Below are 21,779 nucleotides of genomic sequence, written 5' to 3' on the forward strand. Positions count from 1 at the left end.
GGATAAATTAAAGTTTTAATTAGATTTCGAAATCAGGTATATTGATACGCGTACCACCTTTCATTGCAGACTCATGCGCACAGATGCCTGCACAAGTATAATTGGCTGCCAGTGCAGCATCAACTGCTGAATCTCTACCTTCCATTATAGCAGCAACAAATTCCTGAACCAAATGAGGATGTGAGCCACCATGTCCTGCTCCCTGTAAAAATGAAACATGATTCGGATCATCTATTTTTTCTCTTTTTGTGAAATTCGCAATCTCAGGAATTAGCTGTTCATCGGTATCAGGTACGCTTATCCTGCGCGCATTTTCACCCCCATCAAACACGATGTGTTCTTCATCCTGCAACTGTTCCCATTCGAATGACATTTTCGTACCATATACATCATAACTTTCACGGTATTGGCGTACCACATCAAATAAAGAACGCGTAGCTTCTGCTACTACATCMGAGTTTTTTAACTTAAATGTTGCGGTTTCCACTGCAAACGGAGATCCATATCTGCTGGTCAGATCATCGCTTAGCCTTCCTGAACCATGACATACAACAGATTCAGCTTTAGTGTTATTGATCCTTAACAAAGGAGAGATGGCATGCGTTCCATTAAGCATTGGCGGATAGCCTTTCCAGTACTCGCCCCATCCATCCATACTCATGTCCTGAATATGGGAACCTCTAACAAACTGAATCCGACCCAGATCACCATTTTCTGCCAGTTTCAGCCCATAAAGGAACTCTCTGGTATATAGTGCCGTCTCCATCATCATGTACACTTTGTTAGCCTTTCTTTTAGCTTCAACTATCGCCGTACAATCCTCAACCGTCATCGCCATAGGAATGGTACATGCAGTATGTTTATTGGCGTTGAGTGATGCAAGCGTCATTTTAGCATGCTCAGGAACAGGAGTTACGATATGGATGGCATCAACGTCTTCTCTTAAAGGAACATCCTCATAATTTGTAAAGCAAAGATCCCTATCCAAATTAAATTTAGTGGCAAGCTCATCAATAGTGTCCTGATTGCGGGTACAAATCCCTACGGCTTTAACATCAGGGTGGTTCTGATAGATTGGAATAAACTCTTTACCAAAACCCATCCCTACAATAATTACGGTAATTTTCTTTTGACTCATGTGATTATTTAATTTAGATATTAACAGTTATTAAAAAGTTCAACAATATTATTTATGGCTCACCCACTTAATGGCATTCCGGATAAGCGTATGATAAACAGGTAAATCGTGCGATTCTGCATCATGACCTAATGCGATCCCAACAATCCGGGCTTTCGGATGATTGACAACAAATACAGAAGGATAAATAGCGGTAGATCCTTCCACACTAGAATTCGCTAAAATCTTTATTCCCGGCCCCGCAGCATCCACTTTATAGTAGTAGCGTTCATCTTTCAGGCTAAACTTCTGGTCTACCCCCTTTGTTACAGGATGTTTTGCATCAACAACATTCACTTCAAATGAGCCATATTTATCATGACCTTTTGATCCACCACTTACCAGCTGAAGATTATATTCGGGCCAGTCTTTCCAGTTGTACCACAGTGCAGCATGAGCAAGCACCAGGCCCTTACCAGCGTTAACAAAGGCAAAAATGGCTTTCCTCAGTTCAGGATCTTCCATTGGCTGGTTGTTCGTTAAGAATAGAACATCAATATCGGGCAGTTTAGAAAGAATACTGCTCACATCACTTGTATAGGTCACAGTAGCAAGCCCGTCTTGCGCTAAGGTTTTTGTATCGACTTCTTTATACCATTTGTCGAAATCATGGGAAGCACCCCCACCTACCATCAGCGTACGTATTGCTTTGGTTTTTTTCTGAGCGTTGGCCGGAGAATTTACCCCACAACTACTCAACGATAATACCAGGATAAAAAGCGAAGCCAAAAAAATTACATTCCATTTCATATCAAAAAGTTTATTTTAAATTACTTAACTACTCTCATAATACCATTCATTCCTCTCCAGTGACCAGGAAACGTGCAAAGAAAAGGATAGTCGCCAGTGACATCTGGCACTGTAAAATCAAAAGTTACTACATCCCCCGTGTTCAAAAGTTTAGTGGCATGCAAAACTTCGGGCATAACAGGCACATAATTCTTTTGGGCAGCCTGCGGATCACGAAGCATATCATCTGCAGCTTTCCCTACCTTTTGTAAGGTACCGGGTTTAATAATAAGCATATTATGCTGCATACCATCCGGATTTTCCAATTCAAAAATCAGTTTCTGCCCCGCTTTTACTGTAAAGAGATTTTTATCAAATTGCATCAGGTCCTTTACCACTTTGATTTTAATCAGCACAGGTTTAGAACCATCATTTTTAATTGTAGTTGCGGTCGCTGCCTTTTTACTTCCTGAGGGTTCTGCTTTTTTTAATTCAAGTGATGCATTTCTTGTTTCCCCTTTTAGTGGCAACATTCCATTATAAAATGGTTTCTGGTCCTCACTTTCTTTATCTCCAACAAAGCGCAAGCTGCCCTTAAGTGCATTTTTAAAGAGCCCGGAAGCTTTTGCATCGGCTACTTTTCTGCCATTTATTTCCAGTGTAATCATACCACCTGTCTCCAAACTGGCAATCACATCAAAAGATCTGTTCGGTACTGAATCTTTCGTTACTGCTGTATATGATTTACCGTTTTGGTTAACCACCATATTCAGATTCCCTGATTCAATAAATAAGCAATATCCATTATCCTTATTTCCCTGAGCCATAATGGCACCATTAAATTCACTGTTTCTAGCCTTGGTTACAGTCGCCTTGAAATGAATTTCCTTTCCGGCAACATCAGGCGACAACTGTGTGCTGCTACCCCTATCCAGCACATAAACTTCCTGACTAACCGCATTTACCAGGCGCCAGGTAAGACTTGAGTCACTAACTTTTTTACCACTTTCTTTTGAAACTGACAAAAAACCTTCTCTATTCTTCAAAGCTGCTGCAAACAGTGCTTGCGAGAGCCACTGGTCTTTTTCATTTTCCGCTTCAAAACTGGCTTCATAAATGATCTTCGCAGTTTCTTGTGATTCGGGTAAAGCGGCAAGTGTTAAAATTGCAGCCATTCTTGTATTTAAATTTTGGTCGTTAAGAATACCACTGCTTTGCATTAGATGTATCGTATGGTTGTTTTTAGGTAATACTTCTATTGCAGCTTTTCTTACTCCAGCCACAGGGCTAGATAAGGCCTGCACTACAACTTTCGTAGCTTCAGCGTTTTTACCGTCCAATACGCCCATGCCATTTAATGTCCACAATGCATTAACAGCCGATCCATTAAGCCCAATTTCATCTGCTTTTTGATCGCTTACCAACTTTAACAATGCAGGAATAGCACTCTGATCTTTTTTCTCTACCAGTAAACGTTGAGCCGTTATTCGCCAAAACATATTGTCGCTTTCTAATGCGGCAAGCAATCCGGGTGTATCATTCTTAGATAATGATATTGGAGTATATGGCTTAGCCTTTTTATATATCACACGATATATCCTACCCCGATCAAGATCTCTTAAATTGCTGATCAATGCATTTCCCTGTCCTAGTTTTTGATCTGCTAAAGTAAGTGGCAGAATAAACTCCGTAGGCGATTGTCTGGGAACAAATGTGTTGTGTTGAATAACAAAATTATACCAATCGGCCACCCATACCGCACCATCCGGACCAACTTCTGCCTGCACCGGACCAACCCATTCGTCGGAGCTTGCCAGGAAATTCCATCCATCTTTTTCTTTAAATCCTGCTCCATCCGGCTCAATGATTGCATTATGGATTAATTTCACCGTAGGTTCAGATATAAAGGCAATGCGGTTCCAGTAATTTTTTGGGAAATTTCTGGCAGTATATAAATGGTGACCAGCAGCTGCAGTAAATCCGCCAACCACATCTACTTGTCGCAGGTTAGGGGTCATGGCATGCACATCATAGTGGCCATCAATTTTCTGAACTGCATTTAGATTTAAACCAGGAAGTGTCCTTTTGGTGTAAGAAGCAGGCATAGAATAAAATGCGCTGTGTGTATTGTTAGCGGTAGATATAAAAACATTATTATCTTCCGAGAAGCCCAGCCCCCAGGTATTATTACTTGTTGGCGCCAGGTATTCGAAATCTTTTCCATCCGGCTTAAACCGATAAACACCCTGCCCAAAACGGGTATTAACGCCCTCTATTTGCCCATTGAAACCCGAGAAGCCCACGACCCCCCAAATTTTATTATCAAAACCATATAGCAAGTTTGAAGGACCTGCATGGGTGTCATTTTTACCCCATCCGGTTGATACTATTTCATGAACATCAGCCTTATCATCACCATTGGTGTCTTTCAAAAACACCATGTTCGGTGCTTGCGAAATGATCACTCCATCATTAGCAAAAACAATACTTGTTGGAATATTTAAACTGTCTGCAAAAACGGTAAACTTATCCGCTTTACCATCTCCATCTGTGTCTTCACAAATTTTTATCCGGTCATTTGCCGCACCATCTGTTTCAATAAAAGTATTTGGATAATCTACAGATTCCACTATCCAAAGTCGTCCTTTTTCATCCCATGCCATTGCAATAGGATTGGTGATATCTGGTTCCGCAGCAAAAAGCTTAATGTCAAAATCTACCGGAACCTGTATTAATTTCAAAGATTCTTCCGGAGTTAACCCTTCCTGTATTTTAGGAACGATGTGCCTTGCTGTAAAATCAGCTATTGTATCCGGATAAATGCTCATATTAGGAATTTTTAATCTTGCAATCTGATCTTCTACTTTATCGCCAACAGCCCATAAGACTCCGTTCCTTACCAATTTCAAGAAATTTCCGTTCTTCCAGGTTGCATCATCATGTCCGTAAGCGGTGTAAAAAACCCTTCCTTTTCCCTCATTTCGTACCCAGGTGTATGGCTCTTTTCTTGCCCCTTCGGTACGTTCGGTTAATACAACGATATCAGGATTGAGTTTTTGATGAACATAGGTCTCATCTGTAGTGGTGAATGCAGTAATGTTTTTCATTACCTGATGCGAAGGATTTGCGATCTGAGCAGTAAATGATCCGTTACCATGCGATGCAAACTGACCTCCAATTGCTTTTATATACCATTCAGAATTTTTAAAACAACCTGAAGCCGAATGTAGTGGAATCAGACCTTTACCATTTTCAACAAAATCCTTCAAAGCCTGCTCTTGTGAAACGGATATCGTATCGTGGTTGGCATAGATAATCAACCCGTCATATTTGCTTAGGTTTTCTGTATTCAGATCCTTCAGGTCTGTAGTATAAGTAAGGTTAACACCGCTTTTAAAAAGTTCAATGGCCAGCCAGGGCGCATATTTACCTGAATCGTGATGTGTACTGACGTTCCCCAGGAATAAAATTTCTGCCCTTCGGGGTGCTTCTTTAGCAGAACTTGTTAATCCCTGAGCTGCTCCACTTACTCGTGTTTTGTTGGAGCAGTTTTGGAATAAAAATGCGCTAAACAGCAATAAAAAAAATGTTTTTCTCATGTGTGTTAAGATTATTTAGTTAAAAAATACTGGTTTAGCTAAAATCATCTTTTTAAACTTTGTCAAACCAGCTCCCAATAAGAAAAGGGAGCTGGTTTAACTTAAAAAAATATTAAAAAGTTAATTTCTTTACAGGTGCAAAAATCATATCGTCAACACCCGAAAATTTGACCCCAATGCTGGCAAACACATAATTTTGAGTAGGTACTAATGTTGGCACAGTAACACTTAAACTAACATTATTCAGGTCGGTAATGGCAGACCCGGCTAAGTTGGTTGTAGCAACATTGGTTTGGGAATCCGCAAATCGTGTTTTGCTGATATAAAGCGTTACGCGTTCTATTGTTTTAGCATTTGCATCCTTTACAATTTGTTCTAACTTAAATGTTCCGGTAACACTTCCACTTGAATAAGTAAGCTGAGGTGTCCTTATCATATAGTAAGGCATTACCTCAATATCCATATTGGTGTTTCCTTTTAAAGTTATTGCAATTGAATCGGGCTTGCCACCGGTTTGTTTCCAAACAAAGGGGCCTTGTCCAATCGGAACAACCATTTTGTAAAGCCCATCAAAAAGCAGGTGTGAAAACGCCCCTTCAGGCGTGAATATACTGCCTATGGCACCGGTTTTACCAAAGCCCGATTGATATAACTCGTAGCTCACCTTATTATACTCAAAATTCAGTGGCTCCCCCTGATAAACTATACGTCCGGCTAAAGCAGCTTTAGGCGCATCAAAATTATCCTTCTTACAAGACAGAATAACGGTACTGAGTGCGAAAAACAGTATATAATGAAATTTAATTTTCATAATTATAAGATTTATAAATAATACTTATTGATTAGGTTGTTTAACTAGTTTTGGATTTCTTGTGAGGATATCGGGCTCAATCTCACTATAATAATTACCCAATTGCCAGTTGTCGCTTGCAGTAACAATGTTTGATAAATCCACTTTGTAAATCCACTTACCATTATTTGGTGATCCCGGAGCATAATATTTATATGGCAACAAACTGTAAGGTTGAGTACTGCGTTTTGTCGCTTTAGAAAGATTACTTAAAAGATCTGTTTTATTTAAAGCAACCCCATCAAATACCTGGTGGGCAATTCTAAACCTTTTAAGGTCAAAGAAATATTGTCCTTCAAAAGCAAATTCCACTCTACGCTCATGCACAATCCGATCAAAAGTGATATCGCCACCGGTTAAAGGAACAACCAATCCGGCCCTGGCCCGTACCTGATTCATGTACCCCGCAGCAACCGAAGATTGTCCTAGCTCAAAGGCTGCCTCGGCTGCATTCAATAAGATTTCAGCATAACGATATCTTACCAACCAAACGGCACTTCCTACCCCACGCTGACCCGAGCCAATAGCAGGGTCCTGATATTTCCGGATATAGAAACCGGTTTGAGCAGTATTACCAATTCCGTTAATTGGCCCATCAAAGCCAACAACCTGTTCCGGTACCGTTTTACCAGGTAATACCTTTTGAGCACCGCGCTCACCTCCACTGATTACCGTTCCGTTTGCTAGTTGCACTCCAGCCCAAATGTCAACTGGTCTGGCTTTAAAGCTTGAGCCCGGGATGATTACCGTGCCACCCAAACGGGCATCTCTGCCGGCAAATATGTCCTGTTGATTGGTATAATAAACATAATCACCGTTAGCGTCATTGGTAGCTAAAGGGGCGAATGTATTATCTAACTTTTCAAATGACTGAACCAAATTAAGGGATGGATTTATACGGCCACCTTCTTCTTCTTCAGCACCAAAACGGGGCTGATTTACTTGCGTAAATCCATGTCTTTTGAATTTTAACGCATAATCGTCAACCCATATCACCTCATTATTTTGTGTTTTATCATAAAATATGGCAGCAAAGTTTTCAGAAAGATTTCCGGGTTGCTTTTTGTATAGTGAATAAGCTCCCGCTGAGCCACTGATGATTTCTTCAGCAGCTTTCAAGGCAGTGGTATAATAAGCATTTGCCATACCTGCCGGAATACCTACCTCGCCACCTGAGAGCGAAACGGAAGGAGTTGTTGCGCCGTATTTTGCAATAGAAGCAGCATATAAAGCAGCTCTTGATTCCATAGCCAATGCAGCACCTTTGGTAGCACGGGCTTTAGTATTGCTATTTGCAGGAAGCAACAGTTTTAATTCCTCTGCCTCCTTAATTACAAAGTCATACATTTCCGATTCCTTTGCCCTTGGATATTGCAAAGAAGTAACATCAGTCCCATTAAACTCTAATGAATTGAGAATGATAGGCACGCCTCCATAATACTGGGTTAAGGTGAAATAATAACTTGCCCTTAAAAACCTGGCTTCAGCAATATAAGATGCCTTGGTTGCCGCATCCAGTGCTGTAGCTGTTGCACAGCGCTCCATAAACAAGTTAAGTTCTCGGATATAAGTATAATCCCATGGTGTCCAGAAGTACGTTGGCCTGCCGCCAACATCTGGACCTCTGTATCCCCTAAAGCCCCAGGTACTGTTGCCATGGTAATTGTTATATTGTCCATTTTCAGAATAAAATGATTCATTAAAGTCACCAAAAGTAACCCATTCAGTAAGCCTTGGGTAATCGTACTGACGGTTATAAAGATCTGCCAGGATAGAGAGCACCTGTGTAGGATCACTAAAGGCCAGTTCAGGACTTAATACCTGAGTAGGCTTTATATCCAAATAATCTGAATCGCTTTTGCACCCCAAACTAAAAACGAATAAGGTGGCTATTGCTATTATAAATTTATTTTTCATGTTAGTTCAATTAAAAACTGTTATAAAGTGAGGTTAATGCCCATGTTAACAAATGAATTTTGTGGGTACTGTAAACCATTTGTATCCTGAACTTCCGAGTCAACCTTGTACTTGCTTAGGTTATCAATAGAAAATAGGTTATAGCCATTTACAAACAGGCGTGCCTTTTGGATGTTTATTTTTCCTATTAGTGATTTAGGTAAGGAATAACCAAGCTCCAGTGTTCTGGCACGAATGGCCGTTACATTATGCAACCAAAAAATAGAGTTTTTATTTACCGAACTGGCTGAATTGACGTTAAATCTTAATGCAGGATATTTACCTGGTATCCATTCACTATTTAAATCAAAAGCATCAGCTCTTCTCCATCTGTCCGTTAAAATGGTATTTAATGCACCTGAATTATATGAAAACCCTCTTCTGATTTCGTTTTCCTGATTATAGCTGTACATAGATCCGATTGAAAAATCAGCAGCAAAATCAAATCCCTTCCATGCTACGCTAAAATTAAACCCACCATTGATAATTGGCTGGTTGGTTCCGTCGGCGCTTCTTCCATAACCTAACGGGCGCTCATCATATCCATCAATTTTTCCATCACCATTAAGGTCCTTATAAATCAAGTCGCCCGGTAATAGGGTCTTATTACCCTGTCCGTCAATATTTATCGGATAGTTATTTATTTCTTCCTGTGATTGAAACTGGCCTACTACATCATATGCCCAAAAAAGGTTCTTGTATCTACCCTCGGCAGAATTACGGTACTGATCCCATGAGTTAAAAAATATCGGTTTGTAAGAAGCGGTGAACTTACTACGTGCGTATCCAACATTTCCACCAACGCTAAAAGTAACTGCACCAGCCGATCCATTGTAAGCAAGTGAAATCTCACCCCCGGCCTGCTCGTCTTTATTTATATTTTCGTCGCTTAGGTTAAAGCCAATCTCGCTAGGTAAAACGATATCATATTTGGTGCCTCTAAGTCCTGTTCGCAATCTTTTAAAATAGTCGACACTTCCAATCAATTTATTGTTAAACATGGTAAAATCGGCACCTATGTCCAGGATCTTACTTTTAAACCAGGAAATATTTAAGATGGGCTTACCTTTATCTCTTGAACCTATAATTGGATTTCCATCAAGAATGCCATAGCCATTCTGATTATAATTATAGCCGGCAAGATAATCAGTTGGTAATATCCCGTTATCATCATCTCCAAGTACACCGTAAGAAGCACGGATTTTCAAATCGTTCAGCTTACTGTTTTCACCTAACAGTGATTTCATGAATTTCTCTTCAGTAATTCTCCATCCACCAGATACAGAAGGGAAAAATCCTACTCTTTTATCCGGAGCAAATTTCCATGAAGCGTCCCTCCTGCCTGAAAACTCCAGGTAGTACTTATTCGCATAATTGTAGTTTATCTTTCCAATGTATCCGATACGGGCTTGCTGATCATCGCGATCATTGTAAGTATCCGTAGTGTTAAAATAGATAAGCGGAAGCACATTTGTTGCTGGCACGGCATGAACAAATACTTCTTTGTCCCTTACATCATATCTTTCAGAAATGAGAAGCCCTCCTACTGTATGTTTACCAAACGTATTGTTGTAGTTTAATCCAACCTGATAGTTATTCTTTTCTATCTTCTGAGTCCTACGCTCCCGCCATGGATTGATACTACCTCCGGTTGCTTTATAAGTATCGTCGGTAGGATTATAGGTATACGTTTTGTAAGTATACTCATGACCATCGTGCAGGCGATCTTCGAGTCCGTAAGAATAAGATCCCTGTGCAACAAGTCCCTTTATGTATGGGATTTGATATTGGGCATTAAACCTGGCCGATCCGTAACGTCTTCTATCATTCGAATATCCACCGTATTTCTTATTGTTATAAGCCCAATTGGATTCATTGTGGCCAATATCATTTATATAATCCGGATTGTCATTGGCATACGGACGTTCCCAGGGCCTGTTCCATAAGATGGCAGCTCTTGGTAAATTATAGTCATCACCTCCGGGTATTCCGGGATTATCTCTCACTTCGTTCCATCCATTTATCCCAATCCCAACCTTTAACCTATCTGTAATATTGGCATCCATATTGGCATTGATGTTTTTACGCCCATATGTAAACTCGCGTCCTAATACAGAATATTGGAACATATTTGTACCAGAAAAATAATAGTTTATTCTATCAGAACCACCTGTAGCATTAATAGCCTGCTGATACAACGGCGCATTTTTCTGTACAATAAAGTCTTTCCAGTTAAAACTTTGATAACCCGGAGCGGTGCCTTCCTTGTATTTGGCTAATTCCTCTTTGGTAACGGTAGTTGTCCCTCCGTTGTTCATCTCCGCATCAGCTTTGCCTAAATACCATTCGTATGAATCGTTCACTACATCAGGAAACCTGCTCCAATTCTGAAAGCCGGCATAGGTATCGATATTTATTACATTCTTTTCCCCTCTGCTTCCTCTTTTTGTGGTAACAACCACTACACCATTCGCAGCACGTACACCATAAACAGCTGCAGAAGCATCCTTTAAAACGGTAATGCTTTCTATATCACTTGGCGCAAGATTGTCGAACTGTCGTTTATCCTGCTGGATCCCATCAATTACAAACAATGGATTCCCCATGTTTCTTACCTGAATGGTAGCCCCACCTCCTGGTCTCCCATCAGGCATACGAAAGGTAACGCCCGGTAATTTCCCAGCCAATCCTGTACTTACTTGCGATCCGCCATGTACTTTTTCCAGATCTTTACTGGTAACCGTTGAAATGGCTCCTGTTATTGATTCTCTTTTTTGGGTGCCATATCCCGTTACAACAACTTCGGTTAACTGTTGTTTATCCTCTTCCAATTCTACGTTAATTGTGGTGCCACCCTCCACGATAACTTCTTTTGTAAGAAATCCGATATAGGTGAATACCAATACGCCCCTTCCCGTTGGTAAGGAAACGGTGTACTTGCCCTGTTCATTTGTACTCATACCTGTATTGGCCCCTTTTAACTTAACGCTCACCCCGGTTAGTGGCTTTTGTTGAAAAGTTACGGTACCAGTAATGGTCTTTTGTTGTGCATGCACAGACTCCCGGGACAATAAAACAAGGGTAATCAGTAAAAGAAAAACAGGATAATGTTTTCTTAGCAAAGCTTGCTCAAATAGAACAAATCTCTTGAGTATTAATTTTTTCATCTTATATTAAGTTTGATTAAGTTTAGGTTAAATAACTGAAATCGACATATTTAATGCTCATACTACTATGGCTTATCTCCTTTCTTTAATTAATGACTAATAAAAATTACCGCGCCCATAAATTAACTTATGGCGTCATGTTCTGATTTTCTAGATAGTTGCGGGATTCCGGAATCGCGTCGTTCTATTTTACAATCGTCTATATTTGGTTTTGGTTAATACAAGTTTAAATTTTATTGCGCTGGAATCATTGGCACTTGTTATCTAATAATGACTATATTGTATCCTAAAATTTCCATATAGCCAATATTTAAGATAATTTTAATAAAATGACGCACGTTATTCCCAAATCGCCTATTTCACAATCTAAAGTGTATGTGGTTAAAGAAATTTATGCCCCCTACTTTGATCCTACGTTTCACTCACATCCCGAATTTCAATTAAACTGTGTTCTGGAAGGCGAAGGAAGCCGTTTTGTAGGTAATAACATCACCTCATTTAAGGCTATGGATATGGTACTTATTGGTCCGCACCTTCCCCATGTATGGAGAAATGAAAACAAATATTTCGAAAAGGACAGTACACTATCAACCAGGGTTATTGTGGTATACTTCCATAAAGATTTTTTTGGAGAAGCATTGCGGTTAAAAGATGAAATGGGCCAAATCGACAGGCTATTTCAAAAATCTGAACGGGGACTAGAAATTATTGGGAAAACAAAGGTTGTTGTAAGTAAAATGATGCGTGAGCTGTTAGAATTAGATGGCATGGATGGCGTTATTCAATTGCTTAAAATATTAAATGTACTTGCTAAATCAAACGACTATCATTTTGTTACCCATAATTATTTGATTTCATCTAATACTGAAGCGGAGACTACCAGAATGAACAAGGTATATGGGCACGTAATGAGGAATTTCAAACATACCATTAGTGCGGAGGAGGTTGCCTCCTTAATAAATATGACCCGTACATCCTTTAGCAGATATTTTAAGGCGCGTGTGAATAAATCATTTTCAGATTTTCTTAAAGAGATCCGAATTGAATCTGCCTGCAAATTACTCAAGGAAGGAAAAATGAATATTGATCAGATTGGTTACGAATGCGGCTTTCAAACGCTCTCTAACTTTAATAAACAATTTAAAAAAGTTATAGGAAAACAACCTAATCAATACCGGAATGAATACCAAAAAGTAGCAGCCGAGTCATATCGGTATTTTTAACCTTAGAACGGTTACCTTTCTATAAATCCTTGTTCCTGACTGGCCAGACTATTGTCATCAATCAGATAAGATTTCACATCTGCGATACTCATTTCATCCAGTACGTCTACAAAATTCTTATATGTAGATCCTTCGGTGGGTTTAATAATAACTATCATAAACTTGGCCGGATCATTTTCATGCAACTTTGCTATTTCCTTTTTATTTTGAGCTAAAACACTGCCTATCATTTTAAAACTTACACGATGTGGAGTTGCTTTCTTCGTCTCACCTTTATACCAGACAATGCTATTATCCTTACCCAAAAGAACCGTTAGCGTTCTTGACGCAGGATAAGGCTGATCAGGGATATCGATAATCGGCTTGGCTATATCCATGGCCTGCGACTTAGATAAGGAAGTTGTGAGCATGAAAAAGGTTATTAAAAGAAATGCCAGATCTACCATTGCGGTAAGGTCTACGGAGGGAACTGCTTTTCGGGTTCTGTTTTTTCCTTTTAAGGCGTCGCCATTTTGAGGAATGCTTAAGGTTGCCATAGTTCTGTCTTTTAGTTATGATGTGGATAAACATCAAATTTCATAAGGAAGACAGAAATATTTTTTTGAACTCAGAATCATCAAAATTTTGATTTTTAACTCAAAATTTTAAAATAAACTATTTAAATTAATTTTATAGAAACTATTGTTCTTAGAACAGTAGCATAGTATATTTGATAAAACTAAAAAGATATGTAAAAGCTAAATACTATATTTTTGCCGAATCTTCAAAATATGTGAAGCATTTAGCACTTAAGAATCTCGTCCTAGAAACCTGAGAACTTCCAAACAAACGAGAGAATAAGTGATGTTAAGTAAAAACACGGGATTTATAGACATTCATGAAAGCTTAAAAAACCAAATAACGGCTAATTATACCCTATAACTAAATTGGCTGTAACCATTGTACATCTCGCTGATAGTAGACACTATAACACGATGATTGTTTTTCCTTCTACCCTGAATTTTACATCACCAGTTAACTCCAGGACGTGAAGTATCTGTGAGATTTTTCCATATTTGGATATGGTACCGCCAAAAATCTGTTTGCCGGCTTCTTTATTTTGATAAACAACATCCATGTTGTACCATCTTGATATTTTCTTCATGATATTTTGAAGAGGTTCGTTTCTAAAAGAAAATTCTCCTTCTTTCCAGGCAATAACATCATTGGGGTCCACARCATTCACTTTAATCGCCGTTCCTGAATTCACAGCCTGTTGTCCGGGTTTAAGTGTAATCTGGTTAACCTGAACACTACCTTCAAGCAACGTTGTATTTGTAAACTGGTCATCAGAATAGGCGCTGATATTAAACCGTGTTCCAAGTACTTTTACAGTTTGTGTTTTACTTTGTACTAAAAATGGATGCAATTTATCTTTAGCAACTTCAAAGTAGGCTTCGCCGTTCAGCTCTATTCTACGCTCTTTAAGCCAACGAAAAGAAATCGGATATGTTAGAGATGAAGCGGCGTTTAGCCATACTTTCGTGCCGTCCGGCAACGAGAGCTTATATTGTCCGCCACGTGGCGTTCGAATGGTATTTGAAATTTCAGAATATGAGCTTTTGCCCCCGTTCTGTAACGGGGGCAGCTCATGTCGAGAGGTATAAATAATTTCTCCTTCCTTGGTTTTTGTAATTTGAGTGGTAGATTGTAGGGCCAGCAAACCAATTTTAGCATTTAACAAATTGATCTTTTTACCATCGCTCAAAATGAGTACGGCGGTATTCTTTCCCGGATCAATGTCATTTACATATGTTTTATTCGAAGTATCTTTAGTGAAGAAATAAATAAAAACACCCAGGACGATGATCGATGCTGCTGAAACTGCAACCCCTAATGGCCAGCTTATCATTCTGGCCGTTTCTGGCTTAGTAGCTTTTAGAATAGGTTGCCACATCTGATCATCGATAGTTTCCAGATCAATCTGTGACAAACCAGACTGCTCATCCTCACGGAATTTGTGCAGCCAGTAACGTACTTTTTCAAGTTCCCGATCGGAGCATGTCCCGGCCTGAAATCTCTCCAATAAGTCCTTTACTTGTTCATCGTTCATAATCTACCCTATGCGTTTTTTAAGATAATCATAACAAAGACACCTCAGAATTAGGAATCGGGTACACGAAGGGAAAAAAAATATTATTTCAACATCCCTGTTAAAAAAGCATATATAAAAAGGAACAGTCCAAGTTTTCCCCGAAGTGTTTTCAACGCCCTTTTAATTTGAGTAGCTACCGTATGTTCGGAGATATTTAAGCGATCTGCTATTTCTTTGTTACTTAAATATTCCTGGCGTCTCAATTGAAATATTTCGCGCATTTTTTCCGGCAGGTTGTTGATCTCTTTTTCAATTAATGATTTAAGATCTTTTTCCCTAATGCGATAGTCCGTTTGAGCAGCTGCATTGTCTGTAACTTCTTTGAATGATGAGATGTATTCCTGAGTGATGGCCACATGCCGAAAAACATTAAGTACACGATTTAAAACAGCCTTGTAAAGGTAGCCAGAAAGTGTAGTCTGAATATTTAAATTACTCCTGGAATTCCATAAATGAACATATATCTCCTGGATAATATCTTTGGCACTTTCGCTGTCCTGAAGCTTTTTATACGCATAGATGTAAAGCAGGCTATTGTACCGCTTATAAATCTCGGTAAATGAATGATGGTCCCCTGCCCTCAGGAGATCTACAAGCTCAGCGTCTGAAAGTGTTCTACAATCATTCATTTATAAGGTTTTCTTTCAACAATGATCTTTTAGAGCTCCTTTAATGAAAAAAGAAGCGGCGCTGCCTAAATTAATGGACAGTCGCCGCCTCCTAAATTAACGCTCTCTCCTCAAGATTATAAAAAATATTCTAAACTATCAAGGGTAAAATCACAATAACCTTAGAGTCAGTATTTTTAAAAAACATACAAACCTGGATTCAATTTATTTAAATATAGATGTTGTTGAGAAATGTCGCTTGATCCATTATTTTTGGATTCTTTTGGGCGCACGCGGAATTCTTGGAAAAAACAAAAAAGCCACTCGATTGAGTGGCTTTTACGGGCCGGACGGAACTCACCCAAGCCCAAAACAACCTTTAAATCAATATTTTACAAGCCCCACAATGAAAACTCCCTGAATTACTCACGATTTCAAATTACCATATAACGGCAACCGCTATTCTACTAAAATAGGAAATCAACCTGTTGCCTATAGCCGCAGTGAAAACGAATTGCAAATTAACAGCATTTGAAAGGTTACAGTGCTTTGGTAACATCATATCTCTTCATTGCTGTTTCAAAAATTCTGGCACATTGTTGGTTATACGCATACCGGTATTATATTAAACCTTCGGCAATTGTCAACAAGCTATGCGCCAAAATAATCATCCTATACCTGAAAACGAAATGGCAAGACTCATCCGTCTAGCTGAACTCGATATTGACTACAGCAGTTTATCTGAAAACTTTAAAGATCTCACCCGCCTAGCCGCCAAAATAGCAGGCACAGAAATCTCCCTGATCAATCTAATTGATTCCTATACACAATGGACACTTGCAAACCATGGAATTGAGGTGGATCAGACGACAAGAGAGGAATCTGTCTGCCAGTATACAATCATGAATGACGATCAATTTGAAGTAAAGGATCTTTCCAAAGATGTAAGGTTTAACAAAAACAAATACATAGAGGCCCCTTTATCCTTACGGTATTATTTCGGCGTCCCATTGAAGGATCAACAGGGTCTGAATATTGGTGCACTCTGCGTTCTGGATACAAGACTTAAGACACTTAACCCGGAAAAAATAGAACTGCTGAAGATCATTGCAGCAGAAATAGTCAACAGGCTGAAGGCTTATAAGGCTATGGAAGAATTACGTGATCAGGTTAAACAGGCTGATGAATCCAGGAAAAAAGTTGCCCACGACATCAGGGGGCCTCTTGCGGGCATAATCGGCTTATCGCAGATCATAGCTGAACAAGGCAAAACTGCCCATATTGACCAGGTGATCGATTTTATTAACCTGATCCACACAGGCAGCAAGTCTATCCTGGATCTTGCTGACGAAATTCTCAGCCAGGAGCATGAAACCAAACAGCTCAGTAGCCAGCATTTCGATCTCAGCAGCTTTCGTGATAAGCTGAAACAGCTGTACGACCCTCAGGCCGTCACCAAACAACTACAGTTGCAGGTCAGTGTCAATCAGGACACCCAGTACATCCCCTTTTCCAAAAACAAGCTTCTACAAATTACAGGCAATCTGATCTCCAATGCAATAAAATTTACGCCAAATAAAGGAAGGATCCTGGTAGATCTGGATTTGATTGTCAAATCTGATCAAAATAACCTGAATATTGCAGTTTCGGATACCKGAGTTGGTATAACCGAAGAAGAGATCACCCGGATCCTCAGGGGAGACAGCCATACCACGGCGGGGACAGGCGGGGAAAAGGGATATGGATTCGGTCTTTCATTGGTAAAACACCTAATTGAAAAACTCAACGGGCGATTGGAAATTCACTCTCAGATTGGTCAGGGGACTACTTTTAAAGTGGAACTCCCTTTGAGTAATTTATAATTTATTATCTTTAGGGTATCACCCTAATGTAATGAATCATGCGCTTAAAATTTCATTTGCCCTTAACACTTCTATTTTTTTCTTTCCAATTCCTGCAGGCTCAGGATCAGAATATCGGTTCTGATGAATTGTTTACCAAAGCACGCAGCGCGGCATTTGATCAAAAAGATTATCCCAAGGCAATTTCGCTAAGTAAGCAGGCCCTTGCAAAAAGTCCCGATTATACAGATATCAGGATATTTCTTGGCAGAGTTTATACCTGGAATAAACAACCAGATAGTGCCAGACAGGCCTTTAGTCAGGTTTTAAATAAACAACCAGATAATGCGGATGCGTCACTGGCTTTTGCCAGCCTGGAATTTTGGGAAGGCAATTCTGAAAAGGCACTTGAACATGTAAACTCCGGGTTGAAGCATCATAGCGATGCCAGTGATCTGTTGCTGCTGAAGGCAAAGGTCTTGAATGACCTGAAGAGATGGTCTGAGGCCAATATAGAGATAGAAAAGGTAATCAAGGCCGATCCAAACATGACTGAAGCAAGAACACTTGCGGCCAGGGTAAGGGAGAATTCCTCAAAAAACAAAATCKGGGTCAACTACGACTTTATCTATTTCGATAAACAATTTGATGATCCCTGGCACCTGGTAAGTGTGGACTACAGCCATCAAACCGCCCTGGGCTCGGTCATTGGCCGTATTAATTACGCCAACAGGTTCAAAAACAATGGGGTTCAATTCGAGATTGACGCCTACCCTCGCATTTCCAATACCTTTCAGGCTTACATCAGCGGAGGATATTCCAATAATGTCGGGGTGTTCCCCCAGTACCGGGCAGGTTTTTCATTGTATGCCAATTTGCCTGCAAGTTTTGAAGCAGAAGCCGGATTCAGGTACCTTACCTTTGGTGAATCTACCTGGATCTATACCGCCTCTGTTGGTAAATATTACAAAAGCTTCTGGTTCAATTTCCGGACTTTTCTCACCCCTTCAAATAATGAGGTTTCCCAGTCGTTTGCCTTAACAAGCAGGTATTACTACGGCGGTGCAGATGATTACTTCAGTTTACGGCTGGGTACAGGTCTTTCTCCTGATGATCCGCAAAACAATGTGCTGATTGGCAATGCAAACTATAAGCTAAGGTCAAACAACATCACTCTGGGATACAGACGCGCGTTCAAGTCCCTGAATATTCTAATCGTTAACCTGGGAGTTGACAATCAGGAATATAAATTGAATACCAGAGGAACACAGATTGACCTTGGTCTGGGATACATCAGACGCTTTTAGTGATGTCAAAAAGGAGAAAAATGCTGGCCCTACTGGCAGTTATTGCGGCAATCCCCTTATTGATGTGGCTGCTCTGGCTTTGCACGCCTAAAACAAAAATGGTGGCGGCAATAATCGACAAAACGGTCCTGACCACCCGTGGCCAGGAACACATTTCCTTAACCTGGATCCTGAACCACCAGAAATTCACCAAAACCAGTACCAAGTCTTATCAGATTGCAAAGGACTATTTCGGTTTTTTCCCCCTGGACAAGGAGAACTTCCGCTTAAAAGGCTTGGAACGATTTAATCCTGATCAGCTGAAACAGCTGAGTGAGGATGCGGACATGGTGTATTTTACAGATACCTATGGCATTTACAACAATGAGTGGTATAGCCAAAAGAATAATACCGAGCGCTCCGGCATGATTTACGGAGGAATGAGCAGCCAGGACATTGAACTACTGAGGCTGATGAAAGCCAAAGGCAAACTGATCATTACCGAATTCAATAGCATTGGAAGTCCTACACACCTGGATACCCGCCTGAGGTTCGAAAAGCTGTTTGCCATGCGCTGGACAGGCTGGACCGGACGCTTTTTTGACAACCTTGACAGTACAAAAAACAAGGAACTACCAAGATGGTTAATCCGCAATTACAAAAGAGACAACAACAATCAGTGGCCATTTACAAAAGCAGGAGTTGCCTTTGTAAACGATAAAGATCAGGTAGTCATTCTCCAGGACAGCACTGAATTGGATGATCCCATGCCCCATATTACCAGCAGTCCATACGGGCAGCAGAATTTTGGTCTTCCAAGCAAAATTAAGTATGCGTTCTGGTTTGATGTGATCCAGCCCGATCTTAAGACCAATACCCAGGTTGCCAGCTTTACCCTGGATGTAAATGCGAAAGGCCGTGAGCTGCTGGCAGCCCATCAGCTGCCCAGGGTTTTCCCTGCTGTAATTATGCATAAGCATGAAGATTATCGGTTCTATTACTTCTCTGGTGATTTCTGTGACAATCCCATCACCATGGGTACTTCCTATTTTAAAGGTATCAGTTTGTTTAAATGGATGTTCTATAACACAAGCGATCCGATGGAACGTGCCAGTTTTTTCTGGAACTTTTACCGGCCCATGGTTAGCCAAATACTGAAGGAAGAAAAAAAATTCAAAAAGTAATTAATGCTTAGTTGGGCCGTACTTGTTCAACACCGAATCTGGTAAAATGCCTGCGCGGTTTCCAATGCCAGCATTTCTCCGCTTAAAGTGATCAAAGGCGTTCTTTAGCCGTTTATAAATGGGCTGATCCGCTACCGACTCCTCCTGCAGATCCGGGCCCATCTTGTAAAGTGAGCTTCCGTTGAGGTGGTACTCGCCCATGATGAAGTCGATAATATCTGTCTTGGTCTGGATAAGGGGATACTGATGAACGTTACGGAAGTTTCTTGCAGTATCGAGGCCCTCTCCCATCCAGCTCGCCTGATCTGGCACCTTAAGTTTATAACTGGCCTTAAGGAAGCTCAGCAGGCTTGGGACGATATCAAAATGTGTGGAAACGGATGCAAACTGTGCATTCCGCTTTAATAAGGGTGAATAAATGATCAGCGGGACATGATACCTGTCAATTTTGCTGCTCATGGGGATTTCGGGCATTCTATGATCACCTGTAATCACAAAGATCGTATTTGCAAAATCTTTACGCTTTTTGCACTCCTGAAAAAAGCTTCTGAGTGCGTCGTCAGTATACATAATGGAAGAATACTGCAGCTTGTAATTCCTATAGGTGTCCTTTTTTGGATTCTCAAAACCCAGCTCATCCATACGCTGCTCAAACTTACTAACATATTCAGGCTGATCATTAACCAGAAAAGGATTATGACTGGCGACAGTGAGGATCACATTAAGTTCCGGGGATTTTGATTCGCTATCCGCCCTGGTGGCCAGATAGTATCTGAAAAGCTCCTTGTCATTGTAGCCCCACGTGAAGCCGTTGACAGCGGGGAGTTTCACATATCCCCCGGGGAAGGATTGAATGTCCCTGAGCTCATCAACATGATTCTTCTTTAAGAATAGAGACATATTGTCGAAACCCGCATCACCCCCGTAATAAAATGAAGTAGTATAGCCGTTAAACTTCAGCACGCTATATAATGAGGCATGTGGCGGCATTTTATCTCCAAGTTCCAGAAAACCATTTTTTGAAAACGGCAGCGAGGCCATTAAAGAGGGCAGCACAGCAAAGGTACGCCCACCTTCACTTAAGAAATTCTTCCAATATAGACTTTTACCGGACAGGGAGTCCAAAAAGGGGGTGAAATTACCCAGGTAGGCCCCTTCATTAGTGAATGCCCTACCCAATCCCTCTACCAAAATGATGACAATATTGGGCCTGCTTGGGGATAAATTAAAAAAGGAGCTCAGCACATCCTGATCGGACACTTCGTGCAGGAAAGGGAATTCAGAACCACCGGTATATTTAAATGATGTGCCGACGGTCTTTGTATCCCCATAATCCCCAATATAAGCATCTGCATAAATATCGGATTCCTCGTCCGGAGGATAAAAATGAAGGTAAGAACTTACAAAAAAATAGTCAGTTTTATTGAGCACCAGATTGTTGTCAAAATCAGATTGAAACGGACGGCCACGCATCAGCTGCAAGACACCGGTAACTAAAAAGAACAAGGATAATCCAGGGAAGATCACCGCGGCCCAAAAGGGCAGCTGTATTTTACCAGGCAGGAATTTTAAAGCCACAAGTACCAATGCCACCAGCAGGATAAAACTCACAACCAGCTGAATACCCAGTCCTGAGGAGGCGCCAACGGTCTGTTTGATGTCTGCAATGGAATATCCATACAGATCAGCACCCAGAGGCACCAGAGAGGTATTGAAATATTGAACCAGGCCGATCTGAATGATGATCATCAGGATGATAAAGATTTTGAACAGCACTTTTGACAACTTTAAAGAGCTCTGGGCAAGCAGAACAAAAAAGATATATTCCAGAAAAAGCCCTTTGAACCAGAAAACCACATCTCCCAGCAGCGCCCAGAAAACAAAGGATGCTCCCTTTTGCGGGAACTCATGGGTAAATCCATTTAACAAAATCTCAAAAATGCGTATCAAGAATAAGGCAGCAAGCAAGACCAGGGCCAGCTGTATAAAAACCAATGTTGCTGATTTAAATCGATCGATCATTGT

Annotated in this window: 14 protein-coding genes; 4 read left to right on the top strand and 10 right to left on the bottom strand. The window is 40.4% G+C overall.

The features are described 5' to 3' along the window. Positions 1 to 19 precede the first annotated feature (19 nt). The 6 genes from AC1DG9_RS01080 to AC1DG9_RS01105 all read right to left on the bottom strand — a co-directional run bounded on the left by AC1DG9_RS01080 (position 20) and on the right by AC1DG9_RS01105 (position 11,478). Positions 20 to 1,138, bottom strand: coding sequence for a Gfo/Idh/MocA family protein (locus AC1DG9_RS01080; protein ID WP_172662158.1), 1,119 nt, complete (start codon positions 1,136 to 1,138; stop codon positions 20 to 22). 48 nt (positions 1,139 to 1,186) lie between these two features. After that, the gene (locus AC1DG9_RS01085; protein WP_337716968.1) at positions 1,187 to 1,927 is read right to left on the bottom strand and encodes a ThuA domain-containing protein; all 741 of its coding nucleotides are present in this window, start codon (positions 1,925 to 1,927) and stop codon (positions 1,187 to 1,189) included. A 20-nt stretch (positions 1,928 to 1,947) separates the two neighbouring features. After that, complete coding sequence (locus AC1DG9_RS01090) at positions 1,948 to 5,505, bottom strand: PVC-type heme-binding CxxCH protein (RefSeq protein ID WP_337716970.1); 3,558 nt, start codon at positions 5,503 to 5,505, stop codon at positions 1,948 to 1,950. Between the two features lie 112 nt (positions 5,506 to 5,617). After that, positions 5,618 to 6,316 carry a DUF3823 domain-containing protein gene (locus AC1DG9_RS01095; protein WP_337716972.1) on the bottom strand — a complete coding sequence of 233 codons (699 nt, stop codon included), beginning with the start codon at positions 6,314 to 6,316 and terminating at the stop codon, positions 5,618 to 5,620. Between the two features lie 24 nt (positions 6,317 to 6,340). Further along, positions 6,341 to 8,272 carry a RagB/SusD family nutrient uptake outer membrane protein gene (locus AC1DG9_RS01100; RefSeq protein ID WP_337716974.1) on the bottom strand — a complete coding sequence of 644 codons (1,932 nt, stop codon included), beginning with the start codon at positions 8,270 to 8,272 and terminating at the stop codon, positions 6,341 to 6,343. Positions 8,273 to 8,292: 20 nt separating this feature from the next. Then, the gene (locus AC1DG9_RS01105; RefSeq protein ID WP_337716976.1) at positions 8,293 to 11,478 is read right to left on the bottom strand and encodes a SusC/RagA family TonB-linked outer membrane protein; all 3,186 of its coding nucleotides are present in this window, start codon (positions 11,476 to 11,478) and stop codon (positions 8,293 to 8,295) included. 329 nt (positions 11,479 to 11,807) lie between these two features. On the opposite strand from AC1DG9_RS01105, the gene AC1DG9_RS01110 reads away from it, so the two are divergent. Next, on the top strand, positions 11,808 to 12,701 hold the full coding sequence (locus AC1DG9_RS01110) for an AraC family transcriptional regulator (RefSeq protein ID WP_172662164.1): 894 nt from the start codon (positions 11,808 to 11,810) through the stop codon (positions 12,699 to 12,701). Between the two features lie 11 nt (positions 12,702 to 12,712). On the opposite strand, the gene AC1DG9_RS01115 is transcribed toward AC1DG9_RS01110, so the two are convergent. From AC1DG9_RS01115 to AC1DG9_RS01125, 3 genes are all read right to left on the bottom strand, one after another. Continuing rightward, the gene (locus AC1DG9_RS01115; RefSeq protein ID WP_337716978.1) at positions 12,713 to 13,237 is read right to left on the bottom strand and encodes an ExbD/TolR family protein; all 525 of its coding nucleotides are present in this window, start codon (positions 13,235 to 13,237) and stop codon (positions 12,713 to 12,715) included. Between the two features lie 428 nt (positions 13,238 to 13,665). Beyond that, positions 13,666 to 14,793, bottom strand: a complete 1,128-nt coding sequence (locus AC1DG9_RS01120) for a FecR family protein (RefSeq protein WP_477634226.1) — start codon at positions 14,791 to 14,793, stop codon at positions 13,666 to 13,668. Between the two features lie 83 nt (positions 14,794 to 14,876). Next, on the bottom strand, positions 14,877 to 15,464 hold the full coding sequence (locus tag AC1DG9_RS01125; RefSeq protein WP_172662167.1) for an RNA polymerase sigma factor: 588 nt from the start codon (positions 15,462 to 15,464) through the stop codon (positions 14,877 to 14,879). Between the two features lie 668 nt (positions 15,465 to 16,132). On the opposite strand from AC1DG9_RS01125, the gene AC1DG9_RS01130 reads away from it, so the two are divergent. Genes AC1DG9_RS01130 through AC1DG9_RS01140 form a run of 3 tightly spaced genes read left to right on the top strand, consistent with a single transcriptional unit; the run spans position 16,133 to position 19,754 of the window. Then, positions 16,133 to 17,305, top strand: a complete 1,173-nt coding sequence (locus tag AC1DG9_RS01130; RefSeq protein WP_477634227.1) for a GAF domain-containing sensor histidine kinase — start codon at positions 16,133 to 16,135, stop codon at positions 17,303 to 17,305. Positions 17,306 to 17,343: 38 nt separating this feature from the next. Further along, positions 17,344 to 18,591, top strand: coding sequence for a YaiO family outer membrane beta-barrel protein (locus tag AC1DG9_RS01135; protein WP_477634228.1), 1,248 nt, complete (start codon positions 17,344 to 17,346; stop codon positions 18,589 to 18,591). Between the two features lie 20 nt (positions 18,592 to 18,611). Next, positions 18,612 to 19,754, top strand: coding sequence for a hypothetical protein (locus AC1DG9_RS01140; RefSeq protein WP_337716983.1), 1,143 nt, complete (start codon positions 18,612 to 18,614; stop codon positions 19,752 to 19,754). On the opposite strand, the gene AC1DG9_RS01145 is transcribed toward AC1DG9_RS01140, so the two are convergent. Then, positions 19,755 to 21,776 carry an LTA synthase family protein gene (locus AC1DG9_RS01145; RefSeq protein ID WP_337716984.1) on the bottom strand — a complete coding sequence of 674 codons (2,022 nt, stop codon included), beginning with the start codon at positions 21,774 to 21,776 and terminating at the stop codon, positions 19,755 to 19,757. Positions 21,777 to 21,779 lie beyond the last annotated feature (3 nt).

It is taken from the genome of Pedobacter sp. 05L430 (genome assembly GCF_056397585.1).